General features: G+C 37.8%; 17 protein-coding genes. 6 read left to right on the forward strand and 11 right to left on the reverse strand.

Annotated features, from left to right (window positions below):
* The first annotated feature begins 129 nt into the window (after positions 1–129).
* Positions 130–1,206, forward strand: coding sequence for a sensor histidine kinase (locus ABD769_RS23365; protein WP_344853780.1), 1,077 nt, complete (start codon positions 130–132; stop codon positions 1,204–1,206).
* On the opposite strand, the gene ABD769_RS23370 is transcribed toward ABD769_RS23365, so the two are convergent.
* On the reverse strand, positions 1,199–2,290 hold the full coding sequence (locus ABD769_RS23370) for a metallophosphoesterase (protein ID WP_344853781.1): 1,092 nt from the start codon (positions 2,288–2,290) through the stop codon (positions 1,199–1,201). The genes ABD769_RS23365 and ABD769_RS23370 overlap by 8 nt on opposite strands.
* Positions 2,291–2,621: 331 nt before the next feature.
* Here ABD769_RS23370 and ABD769_RS23375 point away from each other — a divergent pair, with 331 nt between their 5' ends.
* Positions 2,622–3,824 carry a DUF763 domain-containing protein gene (locus ABD769_RS23375; RefSeq protein WP_344853782.1) on the forward strand — a complete coding sequence of 401 codons (1,203 nt, stop codon included), beginning with the start codon at positions 2,622–2,624 and terminating at the stop codon, positions 3,822–3,824.
* A gap of 990 nt (positions 3,825–4,814) precedes the next feature.
* Here ABD769_RS23375 and ABD769_RS23380 read toward each other — a convergent pair.
* The gene (locus ABD769_RS23380) at positions 4,815–5,816 is read right to left on the reverse strand and encodes a PorP/SprF family type IX secretion system membrane protein (protein WP_344853783.1); all 1,002 of its coding nucleotides are present in this window, start codon (positions 5,814–5,816) and stop codon (positions 4,815–4,817) included.
* Positions 5,813–8,185 carry a T9SS type B sorting domain-containing protein gene (locus ABD769_RS23385; protein ID WP_344853784.1) on the reverse strand — a complete coding sequence of 791 codons (2,373 nt, stop codon included), beginning with the start codon at positions 8,183–8,185 and terminating at the stop codon, positions 5,813–5,815. The genes ABD769_RS23380 and ABD769_RS23385 overlap by 4 nt, the downstream gene beginning before the upstream one ends.
* Positions 8,186–8,633: 448 nt before the next feature.
* On the opposite strand from ABD769_RS23385, the gene ABD769_RS23390 reads away from it, so the two are divergent.
* Positions 8,634–9,044 (forward strand): organic hydroperoxide resistance protein, encoded by a 411-nt coding sequence (locus tag ABD769_RS23390; protein WP_344853785.1) that lies wholly within the window; start codon positions 8,634–8,636, stop codon positions 9,042–9,044.
* Between the two features lie 176 nt (positions 9,045–9,220).
* On the opposite strand, the gene bioB is transcribed toward ABD769_RS23390, so the two are convergent.
* From bioB to ABD769_RS23420, 6 genes are all read right to left on the reverse strand, one after another.
* A complete protein-coding gene (gene bioB, locus ABD769_RS23395) occupies positions 9,221–10,222 on the reverse strand; it encodes a biotin synthase BioB (RefSeq protein ID WP_344853786.1) in 1,002 nt (333 codons plus the stop codon).
* A 100-nt stretch (positions 10,223–10,322) separates the two neighbouring features.
* Positions 10,323–11,672, reverse strand: a complete 1,350-nt coding sequence (gene mgtE / locus ABD769_RS23400) for a magnesium transporter (protein ID WP_344853787.1) — start codon at positions 11,670–11,672, stop codon at positions 10,323–10,325.
* Positions 11,673–11,765: 93 nt separating this feature from the next.
* Complete coding sequence (locus ABD769_RS23405) at positions 11,766–12,068, reverse strand: type II toxin-antitoxin system RelE/ParE family toxin (protein ID WP_344853789.1); 303 nt, start codon at positions 12,066–12,068, stop codon at positions 11,766–11,768.
* Positions 12,061–12,312 (reverse strand): type II toxin-antitoxin system ParD family antitoxin, encoded by a 252-nt coding sequence (locus ABD769_RS23410; protein ID WP_344853790.1) that lies wholly within the window; start codon positions 12,310–12,312, stop codon positions 12,061–12,063. The genes ABD769_RS23405 and ABD769_RS23410 overlap by 8 nt, the downstream gene beginning before the upstream one ends.
* Positions 12,313–12,373: 61 nt before the next feature.
* Entirely contained in the window at positions 12,374–13,495 is a 1,122-nt protein-coding gene (corA, locus tag ABD769_RS23415) for a magnesium/cobalt transporter CorA (protein ID WP_344853791.1), read from the reverse strand.
* A gap of 3 nt (positions 13,496–13,498) precedes the next feature.
* Entirely contained in the window at positions 13,499–14,110 is a 612-nt protein-coding gene (locus tag ABD769_RS23420; RefSeq protein ID WP_344853792.1) for a WbqC family protein, read from the reverse strand.
* A 39-nt stretch (positions 14,111–14,149) separates the two neighbouring features.
* On the opposite strand from ABD769_RS23420, the gene ABD769_RS23425 reads away from it, so the two are divergent.
* A complete protein-coding gene (locus tag ABD769_RS23425) occupies positions 14,150–15,022 on the forward strand; it encodes a lysophospholipid acyltransferase family protein (RefSeq protein WP_344853794.1) in 873 nt (290 codons plus the stop codon).
* A 5-nt stretch (positions 15,023–15,027) separates the two neighbouring features.
* Positions 15,028–16,041 carry a glycosyltransferase family 2 protein gene (locus ABD769_RS23430; protein WP_344853795.1) on the forward strand — a complete coding sequence of 338 codons (1,014 nt, stop codon included), beginning with the start codon at positions 15,028–15,030 and terminating at the stop codon, positions 16,039–16,041.
* Between the two features lie 104 nt (positions 16,042–16,145).
* On the opposite strand, the gene aroQ is transcribed toward ABD769_RS23430, so the two are convergent.
* The gene (aroQ, locus tag ABD769_RS23435; RefSeq protein ID WP_344853796.1) at positions 16,146–16,562 is read right to left on the reverse strand and encodes a type II 3-dehydroquinate dehydratase; all 417 of its coding nucleotides are present in this window, start codon (positions 16,560–16,562) and stop codon (positions 16,146–16,148) included.
* A gap of 61 nt (positions 16,563–16,623) precedes the next feature.
* Here aroQ and xerD point away from each other — a divergent pair, with 61 nt between their 5' ends.
* A complete protein-coding gene (xerD, locus tag ABD769_RS23440) occupies positions 16,624–17,523 on the forward strand; it encodes a site-specific tyrosine recombinase XerD (protein WP_344853797.1) in 900 nt (299 codons plus the stop codon).
* A 204-nt stretch (positions 17,524–17,727) separates the two neighbouring features.
* Here xerD and prmC read toward each other — a convergent pair whose 3' ends face one another.
* Complete coding sequence (prmC, locus tag ABD769_RS23445; protein ID WP_344853798.1) at positions 17,728–18,579, reverse strand: peptide chain release factor N(5)-glutamine methyltransferase; 852 nt, start codon at positions 18,577–18,579, stop codon at positions 17,728–17,730.
* Positions 18,580–18,652 lie beyond the last annotated feature (73 nt).

Below are 18,652 nucleotides of genomic sequence, written 5' to 3' on the forward strand. Positions count from 1 at the left end.
TAGTAATTTTACGTTTTTCCGCACTGTTTACTGCAAAATATATTAACGGAATTTACGACTTAATTGTTTACATTATTATCATAATCTTTACCTTTAGTTTTTCATTCTTATCCTATTAAAAAGGCCTTAATGCAGATCGATCAAGCAGAAAACAACCCTCAGTCTAATGAAACTTTGCGTTTAGCAAAATTGAGCTATTATGATATCCTGGATACACCGGCCGAAAGTGCTTTTGATCAGCTAACGCAGCTGGCAGCAGCAATTTTTGAGGTTTCTAATGCAGGTATCAGTTTTCAGGCAGATGATCAGGTATTTGTTAAATCGCAAATCGGTTTACCGCTGACCGATCAATTTGTTTTTTTTGCCAGCGCGCCGATTAGAACGCCTGATGGATTTGATATCGGCCAGATTTACGTAGCCGGAGATGCGCCTGAAAAGGCAATGGAAAAGCAGCTCAATATGCTTAATTTAATGGCTGCCATGGTTGTTGAAAAACTTGAATCGAGAATTGCAATCAGGAAAACATTCAGGGCTTATGATGACCGTTTGCATGTACTGATTCACGACCTTAAAAACCCCATGACTACCATTTCATTACAATCTGAACTTCTGGGAAGAATCCCTGGCGTTGATGAAAGGGCATCAGTAATTGCGGGAAAAATCAACGCACAATCTAAAAGGATGATCGATAACCTGAACGGGATATTAAGTACTGCACGTAAAGAAGCCAACTCTTTTAAGCCTAAGAAAACGGAGGTTGACCTGAAAGAAGTACTTGAAAATGTAAAACTCGATTTAGATTTAAGTATAAAACGAAAAGCTCAGAATATTTCTATCCATATTGAAAATCCACTAAAAATATTTGGAGATCCTGATAAGCTTAAGATTCTTTTTAACGAACTGATTAATAATGCCATTAAATTTTCGCCTAAGGAAGAAGAAATCATCATATCACATCAAATAGCCGAAAATGAAATTACAATTGCCATAAAAGACCATGGTGTGGGTTTAACAACTGAAGATCTGGATAAAATTTTCCTGAAATTCCCGCGATTGAGCGCAGTAGCTACCGGGTGTGAAAATGTTTATGGATTAGGTTTGATCACGGCAAATGCCCTGGTAGAAATCCATAAAGGAAAATTGCAGGTAGAAAGTGAAGGAAAAGACTTAGGGACAACTTTTTTTGTTTCGCTGCCCATTAAATAGATTCGAATAATTCGCTTAATTTCATTTCTTCAAGCAGTACCCTTTCTGGTACTGCATTTTTATGGTACGACCATTTAATCAAACGGATAAAACCATTTTCGATCTCAATTCCGGTAATATCGCCATCACTAAAACAACAGCAGCCACTGTTAAAATACCAGGGTTTGTATTTGCCAAGTCGCGGCGGCTTATCTTCTTCTTTAATCCTTTTGTGCAGTTCTTCATTTAAAAATGCAAGCTCATCTTTATTTTTGGTTTTTTTCGCTTGTTTTAACTTCACATAAATTCTTTCCAGATGTGTTAAAGAGGCGAAAACCGGCTGGTGTGTATGCCCGGTAATTAAAGCCATATTTTCCTGTTCAGCTACCCAACTGTACATCATGGCATTATGCACGGTTTTAAGTTGATTATCGTAAGCAGGTGTATTTGGATTAATTTGGAGATAGGCTTGTAGAGGTGCCCAGATTGTGCTCACAAACCATTTGCTAAACCAGTTTCCATCGCTCTGCAAATCACCCTGATGTCCGTGAGTGAGGAAAATATCAAGCTGGCCCGCTCCTGTTTTTATTCTAAGGATAGCGCCTTCATAAATTGGGATTTTCTTCCCGTAAATCCTGTTGAGGTTAAAGCCAGCCAAAGGATCGTTGTCCCAATACAAATCGTGGTTTCCGAATATTTTAGTGAAGCGGTTTTGAGCGATAAAAGCTTTTTCAGCCTCGAAAGTATTCTTATTATGCTTAATTACCGATTCAAGCAGATTTTCCCACAGTTCTTCACTATCACCCAAGTTGATATAGTGAAAATCATCCTGATTGTAATATTCGAGCGCTTTCAGGTAATTTTTTTCCGCCAGTGTGAAATCATCAGCATAATTACGGGCACCTTTATGCTGGTCGGATAAAACGATAAATTTATCTGCATCGGTAATTTCAAAAATCAAACCGCGTTTGCCAGGTTCCTGATTAATGGTTTTGTAAAGTTTGCTTAAGGCGTCGTGAATACGTTTACGGTCGGGTCTCGAGCCAAATTTATTCGACATGCGAATGATCCAGGCACTGAGTAAGCGTTGTAAGAATTTCCGCATGTATAAAAATGAATTATTACGATTAATAACGTTTATAAATTAACAAAAAATATTGCTAATCGTTTTTTATTGCGTCATTGCTAACTTAATCACGAATCTTAAAACCATAGCAAATTGCTAATATCTGAGCGCTTAAACGAATCTCATATATCCTATACGGTTAATAATTGTTAATCACCTTTTTATAACTTAAACCATATAAAGCAATTAAGAAAATATAAGCTCGTATAGCTTTATACTATTAATTTTTTAAAAAGATTCTTTATAGCTTTCATTAGTTTCCCCATTCAAAATTAGTTTTATTAAATTCATTTTACTAAATTTGTTAGTATTGAAAAGATCAGGAAACGCAGATTTACCCCTACATTATGGCCATGTACCACCTTGGCTGGCTAAACGCATGGCTACACTTGGCCTGGCCATTACAGAAGCTATTATTGCAGAATATGGAAAAGCTGAGGTAATCCGCCGCTTAAGCAGCCCGTTTTGGTTTCAAAGTTTAGGAGCCGTAATGGGTATGGACTGGCATTCATCAGGTATTACCACATCTGTAATGGGCGCTTTAAAGAAATCCATCAACCCCTTATCAAAAGAACTGGGCATTTACATTTGTGGAGGAAAAGGAAAACACAGCAGGGAAACGCCAAATGAACTGTTAAGAATAGCAGATAAAACAGGTTTAAATGGTACCGAACTGGTGCGTGCAAGTAAACTGAGCGCTAAGGTAGATAATACGGCTATTCAGGATGGTTTTCAGTTATATCTTCATAGTTTTATTCTAAGCAGCGATGGAGACTGGGCGGTAGTACAGCAAGGCATGAGCGATAGCAGCTCGACAGCAAGAAGGTATCACTGGCATTCTGAAAATTTAAAATCGTTTGTGGAAGAACCACATACGGGCATTTGTGGCATTAATCAGGGTAAAATTTTAAACCTAACCTCAAATGATGCAGACAAAACCCGGCAAAGCATGATGAGCATCACAGCCGAATCGCCGGCGCGTATGCTGGGTGAAATACAAAATCTGGTGTTGCCCAATCATCATGAGGTAAAATCGAAAGATATAGATTTAAAACGCCTGGGCAGTATTCTATGGCTTGCACAGGAAAAGAAACCGGGTGATTTTGAAGAATTGTTATTGCTGGAAGGTATGGGGCCGAGAACGTTACAATCAATGGCTTTGGTAAGTGAAGTGATTTACGGTACACCTTCACGATTTTCTGACCCTGCCCGCTACTCTTTCGCCAATGGCGGAAAAGACGGACACCCATTTCCGGTACCAGTAAATGTGTACGATGAAACGATAAAGGTTTTAAGAAATGCGGTAGAAAAGGCAAAAATAGGCAACTCAGATAAACAACAGGCAATAAAATCATTACATCAAATTGCCCGCAATGCGGAAAAAGATTTTGTACCTAATATGGATTTTGAAAAGGTTATCCAAAAAGAACGGGCCGAAAGCTGGAAATATGGCGGAAGAACAGTTTTCGGTAAAGAAAAGCCACCGGGTAATGAGCAGTTGAAGCTGTTTTAGAGATGGGTGACGGAAAATGTAATAGGGATAATGGGGAGTAAAATCACCAGATTCAATTTTAAATGATCAATAAAGTCCGGGGTCAGATGTCCAAAAGTCCGGAGATATAGAGCAGAGGAAAACGATTTTAGCCAAACTTTGCGTCTTAGTGAACAGCCAAGGAGGCCTGCAAAACACGGAAGATAAATTCTTAATGTGCTTAATTTCTTAATGGTTAGTAAAATGGATAAAGTCTGGGGTCAGATGTCCGAAAGTCCGGAGTTATAGAGCAAGGAAAACGATTTTAGCAAAACTTTACGTCTTGGTGAACGGCCAAGGAGGCCTGCAAAACACGGAAGATAAATTCTTAATGTTCTTAATTTCTTAATGGTTAGTAAAATGGATTAAGTCCGGGGGGTCAGATGTTCGAAAGTCCGGAGATATAGTGCAGAGGAAAACGATTTTAGCAAAACTTTGCGGTTTAGTAAAAAGCCATGGAAACTTGGAAACATGGAAGATAAATTCTTAATGTTCTTAATGGTTAGTAAAATGGATAAAGTCCGGGGTCGGATGTCCGAGAGTCCGGAGATATAGAGCAGAGAAAAACGATTTTAGCAAAACTTTGCCTCTTAGTAAACAGCCACGGAGGCTCAGAAAACACGGAAGATAATTCTTAATGTCCTTAATTTCTTAATGGTTAGTAAAATGGATTAAGTCCGGGGTCGGATGTCCGAAAGTCGGGAGATATAAAGCATAGAAAGACGATTTTAGCCAAACTTTGCGTTTTAGTAAACAGCCACAGAGGCCCGGAAAACACGGAAGATAAATTCTTAATGTGCTTAATGATTAGTAAAATGGATAAAGTCCGGGGTCGGATGTCCGAAAGTCAGGAGATATAGAGCAGAGAAAAACGATTTTAGCTAAACTTTGCCTCTTGGTACCGTTGTAATTAAAGATAATGGTAATGATGGCTCAGAAAACATGATCTATAAATCTATAAAACAACAACCCCTAAAACCTGGGGCAAGGCACTTTAAAACCTTTAAAATTATTATGCCGGTAAATGAATGACAATTCGTATGTACGCGGCGTAGCGCTCAGCAATTTGCTCCCATAAACCGTGTAATTCATTCCGGCGCTGATGTTTCCCATGGCTACTCCAACATACGGATAAAATGAAGCTTCGTTAAATTTGTACCACATGCCAAAGTTTAGCTTCATTTTGGTTTCATCACCGGGTTTAAGTCCCAAAACAGTACCAAAAATCATATCTCTATTATTTTTTTGGGCATTATACACGCCTGTTACATTTAAATCAATATTGTTATTTAAAAGATAAAGTAATCCAAAATTAACAGTTTTCCGTGCCGATACAATATCGGTACTATTGCTTAAAAGCGCTTCCTGGGGCTTTGTAAGGTGATATTGTGCATAACCAACAGCAAAACTCCAATAATCAAAACTGGCAGCAAAATTGGCCCCGATATTCAGGTCGAAATATGATGTTTTGTCATTTTTTAAATCAAGGTAATTAGGCATAGCGCTGTTAAAACCTCCGTCGCCATTATATTGAGAAGCAAAAGTAAGTTTGTTATAATCCAGATACTTCGAAACATACGAAACCTGTGGCGCCAAACCAAATTTAAACCGGTGCCCCTCATCCATATACTGATAATAAGAAACACTTGCACTGATATATTGCGATTTTAAGGCTTTATTTAAAGATTCGTCAAACAATCCGCTCAAACCCAAACTGAAATAACTATTGGTAAAATTTTCATCTTCTACCAGTTTTAAATCACCTGAAACACTATAGGTATTATAGGGATCACCAAGATTGCCCCATTGTTGCCTGGTATTGGCAGCTATACGGTAATCACCATCAAAAAAGCCCGTAAATGCCGGGTTTAAAGTTAAAGGAGCCGCGAAATATTGCGAAAACTTCGGATCCTGTGCCGAACAGCATATTGTAGCCAGGCAAAAAAATAAAATGAGTAGCTGTCTGTGCATCATAATATGAGTATGGTTTTTCCTTTTGATTGAAATTTACCTCCAAATGTGTCAATGCCTTCTGCAAACCACGAAAAAGTTTCCAGGGGTTGCATCTGGCTTTTAAACTGCCCGTCCCAGCCTCCGTTGGCCAACGAGTCGCTTTGGTACACCAAAATTCCCCATTTGTTATACACTTTAAAGCTGATCAGTTTCTGGATGCTCACCAAAAATGGATATAAACGGTTATTGGTATCTTTTTGAGGGGTAAATGCCGTAGGAACAACAATTTTAGGTTGAGGTAAAATATCCACTTCTATTGGTGCTGATGCTATACATCCGCTTTCGTTCTGGATAGAAATATAATAAATACCTGCTTTGTTCACCTTTGTAGGATCAGCTACCGGACGTTTCAGATAAGCATCTTCAAAGTAGCCCGCCTTTACAAAAACGCTGCTGCCTTTGGTAATTTCTGAAGAAGTTAAATCTATAAAACCATTATCAAAAACTGCTTTGGGTTTATGCAGCACTAAAACCGGAGCGGTATTAAAGTTCACCTGAACTTTACCGGTAGTAAAACATCCGCCATCATTTTCAGCTTTAATATAATAAATACCTGCTTTTGCAATAGTTTTAGGAGAGGTAACCTTATTCGTCAATGCCGCATCGTAAAAAAACGAATACTTTAAATTTTCCGTTGAACCAATGTAAAGTACCGGATTGGTAATATCTACCTGATCAGGATAACACGCCGCTTCAGGGTTTTTAACCTGGAGCACAGGAAGATCATTAATCACAACTTCTATTTTATTGCTAACCATGCATCCTTCTGCATTAATTGCTTTTACATAATAAGTACCCGGTTTATCAATATGTAACGGATCGGTAAGCAGAGTGCTCAGTTCCCGATCCTTATAAAAACTGTACTTAAAGCTTGCATCACTGCCCGAAAAATTTTCTGCCGATGTAATATCTACCGTTAACGGAATACATACAGGTTTAGGATTGGTCACTTTTAAAACGGGTTTATCTTTAACGGTTACCTCAATAGAAATGATTTTGCTACACCCCATTTGGTTGGAAAGCCTGATAAAATACCTGCCCGTTTTATTAATGTGCTGTGGATCTGAGATGATTTTCGTTGCTGCTTCATCTGCAAAATACGATCGGCTAATCCCTTCTAAATTACCCATATACAATGCTGAATTTGTAATGTCAACACTTTCCGAATAACATACCGCTTCCGGATTTTTGGTATTTATATTTGCCGCGTCGAATACCGAAATATCAACCGGAACAACACTTTCGCAGCCTTTGTTATTGGTGCTTTTGATATAAAAAGTTTTATCGGCTGTTATTTTAACATGGCTATTTATAAGCTTGCTTAAATCTTTATCTTCATAAACCAGATAAGTAAAACCTTCCGATTTATTCAGAATGTATTTTGCATCCAAAAGATCAATTTCAGCATCCTGGCATACCACATCTTTTTTTAAAACTTTAAGCTCATAATCTATTCCGTGAATTACAGTACTTACTGTACTTGGACATCCAAAACCGGTGTAAGGGACTAAATCGAGCAGAATGCGGGAGCCGTCGGCAGGTTTAGGTTTAATATTAATCGATTGTCCGGAACCATAATTAATTGTCCGGTCTGCGCTATACCAATTGTAGGTTTGGTAGCCACCCGGGCCAGATAAACCGACCGCATCTGCACTGGCACAATAAGTATTGCCGGTAATTAAATCTCCGTAAACATTATTGATATCTATGTAAGCATAGCCAAAATGCTGCCCTCTCGAACAATCGGTACTGATAAATTCGACAAGTAGTTGCTTGCCCTGATAGCCTGATAAATTAATGGTTACAGGCGACCAGTCTTTATAAATAACACTTTCGTACTCCGCGGATTTTTTGAAACCCGGCAATGATGAAGTAGCTACATATTCGAATGATGCACATGGAATGTATTCATTCTTCTCTACATCCTTTATTCTGGCAATAAAACGGGGCTGCTCAAAAGGTTCGTGATCTGGATCTTCTAAAACAACTGCATATTGATAAGTTAATGTAAATTCAGGCCGATCGGCGGGAACAGTCATCAGGTAAGATATTCCGTCAATCTGCGCACCGGTAACATTGTTTCCCAACTTAACCGAATAGTTTCCGCCAGAAGGTGGGATCAAATGAAAACCGCCATAAGGATCAACCATGTTTTTATTGCTGATGATCGTATGTCTGCCTGAAATCGGTTTGGGCACCTCATTCATTGTGACTACATTCTGATTGTTTTCAATCGCAATTGTGCCGGCATAAATCTTCCAGTTCTGAAAATTTCCATTTTCAAATCCAATATTCTCCGGAGAGGATTGCGCACATAATTTAGATGGCATAGCGAAACTTGCTATAAGCAACATCAGAAACAATCGATTTAACAACGGGATGATTTTAAACAGTAATGATATAAAAATATCGTTTTAGTATGTTCAACGCTTTTGTGTCAAGATAAAGCCATACTTTTTTACACGAAACCTGATACCGAAATATGAGTATTATAAACGATAACTTTCGCCGGGTCTATAGGATATTAAATTATAATCGATTGATTTTTAGGCGCATTAAAATTATCCTAGCCTATCCTATAATAATTGGCATACGGATTTCTATCGGATTTTCAACTGAATAAGAGCTGATGAAATACCCTTTTTTTTACATGAAATGACCAAAAGATATTCATAAAATTGTCATATATACGATTTAGAGTATGTTTATACAGTCTTTCTGATATATAAAACAAAGACAACTATAAATTGTTAATCTAAATCAATTAACAATATTATTATGGAAAAGCTATATACAGCTGAAGTTACAGCTACTGGTGGAAGAGACGGACACATTAAATCGAGTGACGGGATTTTAGATTTCGAATTAAGAAAGCCAAAAGAATTGGGTGGACAAGGTGGTGCAACCAATCCGGAAGAATTATTTGCTGCAGCATGGGGACCATGTTATTTAGGTGCTTTAGGTTCAATAGCCGAACGTGAAGGTGTTGATGTTAGCGACGCAAATGTTAAAGTACTGGTTTCCTTTAATAAAGATGGAAATGCATTTGCACTTTCGGCAGATCTGGATGTACATATTCCCGGAATATCACATGAAGAAGCACAATCTTTAGCCGATAAAGCGCACAGGGCCTGCCCATATTCTAAAGCAACAAAAGGAAATATTGAAGTAAGGGTTACGGCGGTTTAATTAAAAGCGGCGGCGTCCCGAATATTCGGGAGAGAGATATCTTGCGATACATATTGATTTCCTGTATTGCGTCAGTTACTTCTAACTGACGCAAAAGCAAAAAAGTCCCGGTTAAAATTTAACCGGGACTTTTTCGTTTTTCAGATGATAACATCTGACAGCACAATTATTTTGAATTAAACAGCTTCTTCTGCAATTCTTGTATTTACCGGGCGACCATTTTTAAAGGCATCGCGGGTTTTTAAGCCTAATAATTCAAACATGGCCATATCATCTACAAAAGCAGGATTTGGCGTAGTTAATAACTTATCGCCTGCGAAGATAGAGCTAGCCCCTGCCATAAAACAAAAAGCCTGTTCTAAAGTGCTCATCTCATTTCTACCTGCAGATAAACGTACTACCGAATTTGGCATTACGATCCGCGCTGTAGCAATCATCCTTACCATATCCCAGATTGGAACACGTGGCTGATTTTCCAATGGCGTTCCTTTTACCGGAACCAAAGCATTAACCGGCACGGATTCAGGGTGTTTTTCCATGTTTGATAAGGTTTGCAACATCGAAACACGATCTTCAACAGTTTCGCCTAAACCAATAATACCACCACTACAAACTGTTAATTTTGCTTTACGCACGTTTTTAATGGTATTTAAACGGTCATCGTAAGTTCTGGTAGAGATGATACGTTTATAATCATCTTCAGAAGTATCGATATTGTGATTGTAAGCATATAAACCGGCATCTGCTAAACGTTGCGCCTGGCTTTCGGTAAGCATGCCCAGAGTACAGCAAACTTCCATATCCATATCATTTACAGCTTTAACCATTTCAATTACACGGTCAAAATCGCGGTTATCGCGTACTTCTCGCCATGCAGCACCCATGCATAAACGTGATGCGCCACCTTCTTTAGCTTTTACAGCAGCGCTAACTACCTGGCCAACCTGCATTAAAGGCTGTACTTCTAAATCGGTATGGTAGCGGGCAGCCTGCGGGCAATAGGAACAATCTTCGGCACAGCCTCCGGTTTTGATCGAGATTAATGAACTTACCTGAACTTCATTATAATCTTTATTTTCTCTATGGATACTTGCAGCTTCGTAAACCAGGTCCAGAAATGGCCTGTTGTAAATTTCGTATATTTCTTCTTTTGTCCAATCGTGTCTTGTTGTTTGCATGTGGATCAGATTTTACAGATTTAATTTTATGTAGTCTTAGTTAATTAACAGGCGCTTTATTTAGTCTTTCGGGTATGACGTCCCAAAATCCTAAACCTGATTATAATAAAAGTTTACTGGCCAATCCTAAAATTAAAAGGAAACCAAAAACGTCGGTAAAAGTAGTAATAATTATAGAGGATGCAATGGCAGGATCTATACCTACCCTTTTTAAAATAAGCGGAATACCTGCACCTGTGATGCCTGCAATAATCAGATTACCCGTCATAGCCAGGAAGATAACCAGGCCAAGCATCGGGTTTCCATCAAAAAAGAAAGCAAAAATAAATACGATTAATCCGTTTGATGCACCATTAATTAAGCCTACGGTAAACTCTTTTAAAACTGTCCGGTAAGCCTGTTTATCCGTTAAATCGTAAAGTGAAATACGCCTGACCGTTACAGCAAGTGCCTGAGTGGCCGCATTTCCGCCCATTCCGGCAATAATAGTCATGTAAGCTGCTAAAGATGGAATTAATTTGATAGTTGGATCGAAATAACGTACTACTGATGATGCTAAAAAAGCTGTTCCGAGGTTAATGATGAGCCATGGCAAACGCGATTTTACTGCTTCTACCCAGTTACCGCTCAATTCCTCATCCTCAGATACCCCTGATATTTTCAAGATATCTTCGGTACTTTCTGCCTCCATAACATCGATCACATCATCGAAAGTTACCCTTCCCAGTAATTTTTGATGTTCATTAATTACCGGGATACTGGTTAAATTGTATTGTGAAATCAGGTTGGCAACCTCTTCCTGATCGGTATCGGGATGAACATAAACCGCATCTTCCTTAACCAGTTCGGTTATTTTGGCATTGTGTTTGGCTTTGATAATGTCTTTTAACGAAACAATTCCTTTAAAAATTTCTTCGTCATCTACCACATAAATGGTATAAAACTCTTCCATTTCCTCACTTTGACGGATAATCTCGTCTATCGCATCTTTTTTGGTGAGATTGATATTTACACAGATCAGTTCTGTGTTCATTAAACCACCGGCAGTTTTTTCGTCGTAGGTTAAAAGATTACGGATTTCAGAGGCATGATCTTCAGTAAGATCTTCCAGAATTTCTTTCTGCTCATGATCTTCCAGCTGGGAAATGATGTCTGTTGCATCATCGTAATCCAGCTCCTCAACAATTTCGGTACGTTTATCGGGGTGAAGTTCAAAAAGTAAATCTTCAGGGTGGGATTCTTCATCCATTTCCGAAATAATTTCGGAAGCGATCTCTGCCGGAAGCAGATTAATGATATGCCGTTGTTCAGATTTATCCAAACGTTCGAACAAAATTGCGATTTCTGAGGCATGATATTCCTCTAAAACTACTTTTAAAGTTTCATCGCCGGCTAAAATTGCATTTTTAACCTTGAGTACGTCGCTTTTATCTATTTCGAATGACTGCATCTATAACCTAACCAAAACGCCCTAAAGCTACAAATATTAAAAATTGAATTTTTACAATAAGTGATTTTTAATACTAATCATTTATTAGTGTAATTAAAATTCTGACAATTTAGCTCCTAAATCCATCTTAGCGTGTAAAATCCTAACTATTTCGATTTCTCCATTCTCGATTATCAGATAGAAAATGATATGTTCGCCGGCTTTAAATCCTAATACATTTTGGTTTGTCTCCTTATAATTTCTACCTATTTCAGGTTTCTTTGCAATCTGAGTACAAAATCCAATGAGTAGCTTATAATATTTGTCTGCTTGATTTTCAGACCAAACATCATAAGTATAATTCCAAATTTCACTTAAATCTTCAATCGCTTTTCTACTAAGAGAGAAACTAGCCATTTTCCCTCTTTTTGGCTTTCAACATTTCAAGATGTTTTTTAGGATCAAAATCCTTCACCGTTCCGCTATCAAGTCCTGCCTGAAGTGCTTCTTTTAAAATTTTGATTTTATTTTCTTCATCTTCCAATAATCTTAACCCTGCCCGAATAACTTCACTTGCATTTTTAAATCTTCCTTCAGAAATTCTTTCATCAACAAAATTTTCAAAATGATCTCCTAAAGCCATAGATGTATTTCGTCCCATCGTTTTAATATTAAAATATTACTAAAGTTACCAAAAACTGGTACATTTTAAAAATAATGTCTTATTTAAACCAACCTTTACGCCAAAAATAAATTACCTGTAAAATCGCAATTACTGCCATAACAATCCAGGTGTATAAATAACCGTGTGCTGCATATAATTCTGGCATATTGTCTTTCAGTATTTTTCCGGTTGCCGGGTCTTCCCTGCTAAAATTCATCCCGTAAATCCCTGCAATAAAGGTTAATGGTATAAATATGGACGAAATAATGGTCAATACCTTCATAATTTCGTTCATCCGGTTACTAATGATCGATAAATTCATATCAATGTTGGCAGAGGCAATCTCTTTTAAAGATTCTATAAAATCAATAATCTGGATGCAATGGTCGTAAGCATCTTTCATATAGGTTTTGGTCAAATCAGATATCAAGGGGCTATCCGTACGGATAATATCATTTAACTTATCCCTTTCCGGCCAGGTTACTTTTCTGATGGTGATCAATGATCGCTTAATGGCCTGTGTATCGTACATGATCCTTTTATCAGGATGGTCATACAAGCGGTCTTCAATCGCATCCAGCTCTTCCCCCCAAAAATTCAATAAGGCAAAGTAGTTATCTACAATCACATCCATGATGGCGTACATCAGATAGCTGCTGCCCCCGATACGGATGTTGCCTTTCCCTACTTCCAAACGTTTCCGCACCGGTTCAAAACAATCGGCATAGGTTTCCTGAAAGGTAATCAGCGTGCGTTCTGATAAAATAAAGGAAATCTGATCGTTGCAAAGCACATTATCATCATTCAGATATAAGTGCCTGCTTACCGAAAAAATATACTTGTCGTTATCGTATTCATCCAGTTTAGGCCGCTGGTAAGAACTGGTAATATCTTCAAGCACAAGCCTGCTGATATCAAGTTTATTATAAAGCGTTTCAAAAATATTAGGATCAGCCAGCCCTTTGATATCAAACCAGTAATAGAAATCTTTGTTCTCGATCAGTTTATCAATGTTATTGATATTCTGGATTTCTGTTTTCTTATAAGTTTTTTCATTATAAGTATGCAACACAATTATAGGCTTTAAAGCCTCTTCATCAATGGCATACAAACCCGGACTGGTACCCGGAGCTGGAACTTTATAGTGTTTATGACGGTTGCGTGGCTTGTTTTTTCCCATAGGTTATAAATATAGCCGGGCTTGCGGACCCTGGTTAAATAACAGATCAACAATACTTAAGTTGGGTAAAAATTGATGTTTATCTTCAAAAACCTGATAATATGGCTTATTGTTTACAATATCTTCCTGTTTTTTAGGGTTCATGGCTGCGCGAAAATCCAGTTCCGGTTTGATATCGTCAAAGTATTCAGGGGTAACTTCGAAGTTTTTATTCAATTTGAGTTTTTTGTTAAGCCATTCTAAAAGTTCGAGATTGTAGTCAAACAGAAACTCAAATTTACCGGTATAAAAACGGGATAATTCATCTTCGTAAAACTCGAAATAAGCAGAACTCCGGTAACAGCTTTCTAAACTCAGCCAGTGCAACCGCTGCCAGTTAAAATCGTAACTGATCCGTACATCTTTCATTTTCGTATGTGTTTTAGCACCCTTAACCACCGGAACGGTAATATCAAGTTTGCCATTGGGCGAATAAATACTGGCCCTGTTACGGTAAGTTTGCTTGGCTAAATGCTCATGTTTTTCGATTAAAAAATCTTCTCCAAGCTTTTGCAATAAACTAAAATAACCTACTGGCGGAAGATAAAATAACGGAAGTATAGCTGTATTCTGCATTTGAAAATTTATGTTTGTACCTGAAACGTTTTAAAAATAATGATTAAAAGAGGGATTGCGCACGTTGGCGTATTTTTTTTATACCTGTTGTCGCTGCTTCCTTTGCCTTTGCTGTTTTTTTTTGCAAGATTACTATATTATCTGCTTTATTACGTAATTGGCTATCGAAAAAAAGTTGTCAGGCAGAATTTAACCCAATCTTTTCCAGAAAAATCAGCGGCTGAAATTAAAGCCATTGAAAAAAAATTCTTCTTGTACCTGGCCGAACTTATTTTTGAAATCATTAAAATGACCAGTATTTCGAAAGCGGAAACCTTGAAAAGGGTAAAGTTTACGGGACTGGAACAATTGGAAGTTCATTTTAAAAACGGAGAAAGTGTATTGGCCTGTACCGGGCATTATGGAAACTGGGAATTGGGCACTTTAGCGCTTGGGTTAAGCATTTCAGCCAAAACCATGGTCATTTTTAAACCCATTAAAAATAAAATTTTTGAAACCTGGTTTGATTGTATGCGCACCAAATATGGCAATATTTTTATCGCGATGCGCCAGACTTTACGTGGCATGGCTGCCTATAAAAATGAACCTACTCTTTTGTGTTTCGCGAGCGATCAATCCCCCACGAGGGAAGAAACCAAATATTTCGCAGATTTTTTAAATCAGCCCACTGCGGCACTTTTAGGGGTAGAAAAAATTGCAAAATCGACCAAAAGACCGATATATTACTTTAAAGTAAATGTGGTTAAAAAAGGTTATTATCATATAGAAGTGTTGCCAATGTGCCTCGAACCAGCCAAAATGGATGAATTTGAAATCACCGACCTGCACTTTAAATTTTTAGAAAATATTATAAAAGAACAGCCTCAATACTGGCTCTGGAGCCATAAACGCTGGAAATTTAAACCCGAATAAAAAGAATGAACCCATCAGTAGCCGTTGTAATATTAAACTGGAATGGAAAAGCATATTTAAATCAGTTTTTATCCGGAATTTTACGTTCCGAATATGATAACCTGCAAATAATTGTAGGAGATAATGCCTCAACCGACGATTCAGTTTCATTTTTACAGGAAAACTTCCCAACTGTTAAAATTATTCAAAACGACCAGAATTACGGATTTGCAGGGGGCTACAACAAAGTATTGGAACGTGTAGAAGCCGATTATTTTATTTTACTTAACTCAGATGTTGAAGTTATTCCAAACTGGATTAAACCGGTGATCAACCTGATGGAAAGTGATGCGCAGATTGCAGCAGCGCAACCAAAAATTAAATGGCATTTAAATAAAAATCAGTTCGAATATGCCGGTGCTGCCGGCGGATATCTGGATATTTATGCGTTTCCTTTTTGCCGTGGCAGACTTTTTAATGTTTACGAGCACGACAATGGGCAATACAATGAACAAAAGGAAGTGTTTTGGGCCAGTGGTGCAGCTTTTTTTATCAAAAGCAAATGTTGGAGGGAAGCCGGTGGTTTAGACGCCGATCTTTTTGCCCATATGGAAGAAATCGACCTTTGCTGGAGATTAAAAAACCTGAATTATAAAATTATGTATTGTCCCGATGCCGAAGTGTACCATGTTGGTGGCGGAACTTTACAAACGGAAAATCCATTTAAAACTTACCTTAATTTCAGAAACAACCTTATTATCATGCAGAAAAACCTTCCTGCAGGTGATGCAATTTTCCGGATTACCATCCGCATGTTTATTGATTTTATAGCCTGGTGGCATTTTTTACTCACAGGGAAACCCAAATTCACTATGGCGGTAACTAAGGGACATTGGCATTTCCTGAAGTCCTTATCAAAAACAAACAAAAAACGAAAGGTAGTTCAAAAAACTTACTCCGAACATACAGGAGTGTACCACTACAGTATTGTTTGGGCGTTTTTTATTAAGAAAATCAAATATTTTTCGCAATTGACATAGAAAGTGTAACGGAGTAAGCTTTGTGAAATTGATTGCAAAGCATTCTTATTACGCTAGGTTTGTATGGCTGTCAGATGGTAGCATCTGACAGCTTTAGTTTTAAATTAAACCAACAAACTTTCAATAGCCAAACGGTAACCTTTTATACCGAAACCGGTTAAAACACCCTGACAGTTTTTTCCTGTTAACGAAACATGGCGGTATTCTTCGCGGGCATAAATGTTCGAAATGTGAACTTCAACAACAGGCGTTTTAATGGCTGCAATGGCATCTGAAATGGCAACTGAGGTATGCGTATAACCACCGGCATTAAGCACAACACCATCATAACTGAAACCAACTTCGTGCAATTTATTAATGATTTCTCCTTCTACATTGCTTTGGTAATACTCAATTTCAATCTGGGGATAAACGGTTTTTAATTCCTTAATATAATCTTCAATATTGGTATTTCCGTAGATAGATGGCTCACGAACGCCCAATAAGTTTAAGTTTGGTCCGTTAATAATTTGTATTTTCATGCTATGTAGTAACGTTAAATGTTGTAACGTTGCAATGTTATAAAAAATCTCATATAAAAGCATGCTTTGGCCATCATATATTAAAGGATTTAAGTCTTATTTAAAGCTTGAGCGGTCATTATCTGGCAATTCTGTAGAGGCTTATCTGAATGATATTGACAAACTTGCCCAATATTTTAAGTCATTAAATGAAGAACCAAAACTCACAGATATCACCATAACTGACTTAAAATCTTTTATTTCGTGGTTAAATGAACTTGGTATGCTTGCCAGCACACAAGCCAGGGTAATATCAGGACTGAAAGCTTTTTTTGCCTATTTAATGCTCGAAGATGTCATCTCTAACGATCCAACCACTTTACTGGAAGCGCCTAAACTGAGCCGAAAATTACCTGATACGCTCAATATACATGAGATTAACGAGTTGATAGCCGCAATAGATGCTTCAAAACCAGAAGGCATGCGAAACAAAGCCATTATGGAAGTATTATACGGTTGTGGCTTAAGGGTTACTGAATTAACAGAACTAAGGATTTCGAGTCTTTTCCCGCAGATTGAATTTATAAAGGTAATTGGGAAAGGAAATAAAGAGCGGCTGGTTCCCATTGGAAGTGTAGCTTTAAAACTGCTTGATATTTACATCAATGAAGTACGTGTGCACGCAAACATTAAAAAAGGACATGAAGATTTTATCTTTTTAAACCGTTTTGGGGCTAAACTTTCGCGTATTTCTATCTTTAACCTGATTAAAAGTCTGGCCATAGCAACAGGACTAAAGAAAACAATCAGTCCGCATACTTTAAGACATTCGTTTGCTACACATTTAATTGAAGGCGGTGCTGATTTACGTGCGGTACAGGAAATGCTGGGCCATTCGAGCATTACCACAACAGAAATTTATACGCACATTGATAGAGATTATTTAAAAGAGGTAATCACACAGTTTCATCCGAGGGCTTAGTAATATTTTTTAACCACAAAACACTAAGACACTAAGTTAGAACTGACCGTCTCGAGCGAAGTACAATGCGATCGAAAGATCCGCAAAGAGATAGATCTCTCCCTGCCCGAAGCAGGCGGGCATTCCACTGCGGTTCAGTCGAGATGACGCCCCCTATGTACCTTATCCATTCCCCATCTTACATCATCCATCCTACCTCATCCATCAAATCCTTGCTCTTATCATCCGATCTTTCCCTTGCATATCTTTCCTTAACTCAATATTTACAAAGTCTTTATCTTTTAGCATTTCAATAGTTTCTTCACCTAAATATTCGTTGATCTCAAAATATAATTGTCCTTTGGGTTTTAAGTTGGTTTTAGCAAAATCGGCAATGGCTTTATAGAAAATCAGTGGATTTTCATCCCTTACAAACAGGGCCAGATGAGGTTCGTGCAATAGTACATTATCACGCATTTCACCTTTTTCTAAATCCCTGATATATGGAGGATTACTTACGATAACATCAAATTTTTCTTCATATTGAAAAGTCAAAATATTCGCCGTTATAAAATCAATTTCCACGCCAACTTGAAGCGCATTTTGCTTGGCCACCTCAATAGCCTCAGGTGAAATATCTAATGTAGATATCCGGGTATTCGGTAAGTATTTTTTTAGGGTAACCGGAATACAGCCAGATCCTGTTCCAATATCCAGAATCTTAAAATCATCAACATTAGTCCGCGAACTGCAAACAGAGATGATCCACTCTACCAGTTCCTCTGTTTCGGGCCTTGGTATCAATACATTTTCATTTACTTTAAAAACCAATCCATAAAAATGCGCTTCTTCCAGAATATGCTGAATGGGTTTGCCGATCTGCAAATCGTTTAGGATGCTCAGCAATTTTTGCAAATTGATAAAACTGATTTCCTGGTCTTTCAGCATCATCAGTTTATTGCGGGATAAGTTTAAAACCTGCTCAGCGGCTAAACTAAACAACCACTTAGCCTCTTCGCTGCCGTATAACGACATTAATTCCAATTTGTATTGCTCTTCAAGCGCGCCTATATTCATGTAAGGCAAAATTACTTATTTGCGACGATAACAAATCTGTTTTGATCAGCCCATGACGCTTTTTTTACTACTT

This window comes from Pedobacter jeongneungensis, assembly GCF_039538295.1.
In the GTDB taxonomy this organism is placed as follows: domain Bacteria; phylum Bacteroidota; class Bacteroidia; order Sphingobacteriales; family Sphingobacteriaceae; genus Pedobacter; species Pedobacter jeongneungensis.